Source organism: Allobosea sp., assembly GCF_030695125.1.
Taxonomy (GTDB): domain Bacteria; phylum Pseudomonadota; class Alphaproteobacteria; order Rhizobiales; family Beijerinckiaceae; genus Allobosea.
The window spans coordinates 1-4,275 of record NZ_JAUYTP010000077.1 but is presented as its reverse complement, the minus strand read 5'-3'; the positions used below and the strand labels follow the sequence as shown (position 1 = coordinate 4,275).

At 68.1% G+C, this 4,275-nt stretch carries 2 protein-coding genes; one reads left to right on the top strand and one right to left on the bottom strand.

All coding sequences use genetic code 11. From position 1 onward, the window contains the following. The first annotated feature begins 707 nt into the window (after positions 1 to 707). Positions 708 to 2,066: a hypothetical protein gene (locus Q8S38_RS23355; RefSeq protein ID WP_305682730.1), complete on the top strand. Its 1,359-nt coding sequence runs from the start codon at positions 708 to 710 to the stop codon at positions 2,064 to 2,066. Between the two features lie 237 nt (positions 2,067 to 2,303). On the opposite strand, the gene Q8S38_RS23350 is transcribed toward Q8S38_RS23355, so the two are convergent. After that, positions 2,304 to 4,275: hypothetical protein (locus Q8S38_RS23350; RefSeq protein ID WP_305682729.1), on the bottom strand; the 1,972-nt coding region annotated here is incomplete at its 5' end.

The window sequence follows — 4,275 nt, the reverse complement described above, 5'->3', positions numbered from 1 at the left end:
AACCGGAGGAGACAGTGTCTTCTTGATCATGACGAGCCCTCGTGTGCCGGGACGCATTCCCGACCCTTGATGGACGTCGTTCAGGGCATTCTCGTTACCTGGAAGGGGCGTTGACAGAATCGGGGGAATTTCGATTCGCTTCTCTGGGCGAGTTCCGAACGTCTGGGATCCCTCCGTCGACCCAGCAGATTTCGAAGACGACTCTCAGCTGGCCGTCGAGTCTTCGTCACACCTCGATGGCCTCGACGTGCGGGACCAGCTTTGGCCGCCGTCGTCTGGAGGAACGACGCAAGTGGACCGAGGTCGCGCGCCACCGTCCGCTGATCGAGCGCTGGCTCGCCGGCCACGGCGACACGGTCCGCCCAGCCATCCACGAGGACGTTTCCGAGGCGCCGCAGGCCTCCGAGCCACCGGCCTTGCCCGCCGCCACCGCGCCGCCCGCCCGCAACGCCGCCGGACCGCGGCCTGATGGAAAAACCACGCCGTAGAGCGTGGAAACCAGGGGCCGCCCCCGCCGACGATAGCGTCGTCGCTCCACACGTTCACGCACGCGTGCCGAAAGGACACGCACCAGCTCCACGCTTGCACCCCGAACGGCGTCTTCACGTCGCCCGAGGGGCCGTCCTTCGCCGTGCTCCGCGCACACGCCGCCGCGCTCATCCCCGCTCACGCCGACGCGCGCAACGGAGTAAACTCCGACGGGCGCGATGGCGACGACGCGGAAGAGGCGCAAACAGAGCGACACCGAGCTCGAGACGGGCGACCTCCTCGTGTGGGACACCCCCCACGGAAAGGTGCTCGTCTGGGTCGTGAACGTGCTCGCGTACGGAGCCGCTCGACCGCTCCTCGAGGTCCTCGACTGGTTGGGTGACGTGGTGGCGCCGCCAGCGCGGCTCGCGCGGCTTGGCGCGGCGGTGGAGGGATCGAAGCCAGGCGGAAGGCCCCTCCGATACGTCGCGACGGACCTCATCGCGGACGGAGATGCGCGCCTCGGTTATGCGCGGATCGCCGCCGGCTTCGCGCGCGCAGGGTTCGCACCGACGAAGGAGACCGAGCACGGCCTCCACGCCCCCTACGTGGACGTGGCGCGGCTCACGCGCGACCTCGAGGCGTTCGCCCTTGCGCGCACGGCGGCGGGGAGAGCGGCCGCGGCGCGGGCTGCACGAGACACCGATCGTGCGAGCGCCGAGCGCGCCCGAGCGCGCATAGCGGCGGCGAAGGCGGCCGCCAAGCTCACGAGCCGCCGCGTTCCGCCTCGCGTCATGCAGAAGCCACGCGAGGTCGGCGCGCAGCGGTTCGTCCTCTCGCTCACGGGTAAGGACAGCCACGAGGTGTGGTTCGTGCCCGGCGCGGGCAACATGACCATCGCTCCGCGCCCGGACTCCGCGAGCACCCCGCACGCCGTCATCGGCGCCGACGAGCTCGTTCACTGGGACGGCCTCGACGTGCTGCCAAAGACCGGCGGAGGCAGCGCCATGCCGCGCCGGCTACGTTACGAGGGGAGCGACGCCGGCATCTTCGCTTGGCTCACGCGGCGGGAGGCGCCGCTCGAGCACCTCACGCTCTCTCCCAAAGCACTGCTCGACGTCGACGCGTCGGGCGCGCGTGTGAACGAGCTCGTCCTCGACATGCCGCGGCCGCTCGGGGTGCGCCTCGTCCTCCTGCCGAGTGTTCGCGTGACCGTACGGGGCGATGCCTCCCGCGTTCGCCTGAAGACCTCTGAAGGGAAGAAGATCGTGCCGCGGGTCGAGGTGCCGGAGCGCGGCGTTCACGTGCTCGGTGGATGGTGCGTCACGAAGCGCGCTCTTCACGTGGCGAATGCCGCGCTCACGGCTGCCCGTCGCGGGCTCGAGGGCGCGACCGCGAAGGACCGCAAGAAGGCGCGCGCCGTCGTGGACGCCTTCGTCGACGCCCTCAACGCGCTCCACGCGAGCAAGGGCAACACGCTCTTCACCGCCGAACGTGACGACGTCGCCGCCGCGATCGATGACCTCTTCTCTGCTCCGCCGCTCACGGCCCTCGCCGACGAGGCGCGCGCCTGGCTCGAGGCTCGGCGCGACTTCTGACCGGCGCTCGGTAGGTCAGGTATGTGACCTGCGATCTCTCGTCGATTCCGGTCCACTGCTGCGGAAATCGCACCGGCCAGACTCCAGTCCGGTTCGCGAGCGTGCTGGCACACAAGCAGCGCTGCGCAGCTCGGTGTCAGCGGGGCTCTGTGGTCAAGCCATCCGGCCTCGGGACCTCGGGCAGCTTGCGCAGCGTGAAAGCTCCAGGTTCGCGGCGCCAGGACGACCGAGTCAGGATCAGGGTTGGTCTTCACGCTCTTCGAGCTCCGTGGCGAGCTGCCCGTCTCTGGCGGAGTCGCGAGTTCGCAAGAAGCCGTCAGTCGAAGACGTCCGAAGGTCCTGGAGTTCGTCGATCTTCTCAGACAGCCCTGCCGGCCTGGGCGACACGTCGTGGAGTTGGTCGAGCAACTCACCCAAGAACTGATCGAACGCTTCCGACGCTTGCTCGCCCTCGGTGGGGTCGATTCCTGCTTGCTCGAGCCAGGTTCGAAATGCGTTGCGCAGTTGGGTGTCAGACGGGCCTGGCGGCGTCCCCAGCCACTTCCCAAGGACTTGATTGAGCACCGCTCCGCCAACGATTGATGCGATGGGTCCCGCCGGAGCCAACGCCAGGGCCGCGACACCAGTGATGATGTCCTTCGCGAAGCTGCGGGCCGCGGCTTGAGCTGCTGGGCCGCGGTCCCCTGCAGCCTCCACCGAGCGAGAGCCGGCAACTTGAATGAGGCCAAACAGCCGCCCGAGTGCGTCGCCATCGCCGTTCGGGTTCTCGAACCCTTCCTCGGTCAGGTTCTTGACCAAGCCGTCAACGCGGGTCTGGAACTGATCTCGCAGCGTCGCGGGCACCGCGGGGTTGAAGGCAATCGTCTCCAACAACTGTACGAGCGTCGCTTCGCCCTCGGGGCCACCGTTGACCAACCCCGGAAGGAGGGTGGGATCGGCAGCCAGCAGTTCGTTGATGCCGTCGATGGCCTGAGGATCGCGCAAGAGGCTGTAGGGGTCGCGATGCGTCGCGGCGTCACGGAACTGATCGCGACGACCGGCCAGGAATTCGTTCAACGCGCCAAGAGCGCGCTCGCGCTTTTCGGGCGTGTCGAGGTTCTGCGTGATGAGCTGACGTGACTGCGTGTGGCCCAACGCCGCCGCCACCTGGAACTCGTCGGCCTTGTCGACGCCTTGATCTGCCAAAGCCTGGGCTGCATCAGCGATCGCGTCGATCGCTCCAGGAACCCGTCCGTCGAACCTCGGTGCCTCGCCCAGGCGCGCGACCGTTTCCTGAACGAAGCGTGGCCCGAGTTCCTTGAGTTCCGCTTGCAGTTCTTGAGGAGAGTACCCATTCCCCCGGGCAGACAAGCGGCCAGCGCTGCCGAGCGCGAAATGCAGAGCGTTGGCCTGCATGTGCGGGTTGTTCGCGTCCCGCTTGATGCTGTCGTCCCACTCCTCGATGAAGTTCTCGACGTGTGCGAACGCCTCCCGTTGAGCGGCGTCGGTTGGGTAGTGCTTGTCGATGAGCGCGTCGGTGGACGTGAACGCCAGGGCCGCCGCGCGATCGTGGCCTTCCTTCTGTGCCGCGACGCCCAACAACTCGACCGCACCGCCGACCGCTCGGTTGTTGCTCTCGATGCTGAGGGTCCCGACCGCGGCCTCGACCTGATCCGGTGACATGCGAGACACGGCTTGGTCGAAATCGGCCTGGGTGACCGCTCCGGAACGCACGGCGCGGTCGACAGCAGTGGCGATAACCTTCTGTTCGTCGAAGCCGTGGTTGATGGTCTCAGGGCCGCCCAGCCCCTGGCTCCCGAACAGGTCGCCCGCGAAGTTCGAGTTGAGGGCCTGGCGAACCATTTCGTCACGGACTGCCGCGTTCTGCTCGGACTCGAGCGCGTAGGCGAAGCCGCTGGAGTCGGTGACCCGCGAGAGGTTCTCTTCAGCTTGCCCGCGGACTTCGGCCGGAGCCTGCACCCCATTGAGGGCCTTCACTCCACCGGCCTGCGCGCCACTCAGCGCCCCAGCCCTCCCCAGCGCTTGGGCCCCACCCAGCGCCTGCGCTCCCAGCGTCTGTGCCCGACCGAGGGTCGCCGACGGAACGGGCTTGCCGAGCGAGGCAGCTCGCATGGCGCGAAGAGCCGCAACGTCAGTCTGGGGTTGGGTGTCTGTCCCCACCGTTCGCCGCAACGCCAGCGCGCGCCCAGAGGACAGCTCGTCCTTCGAG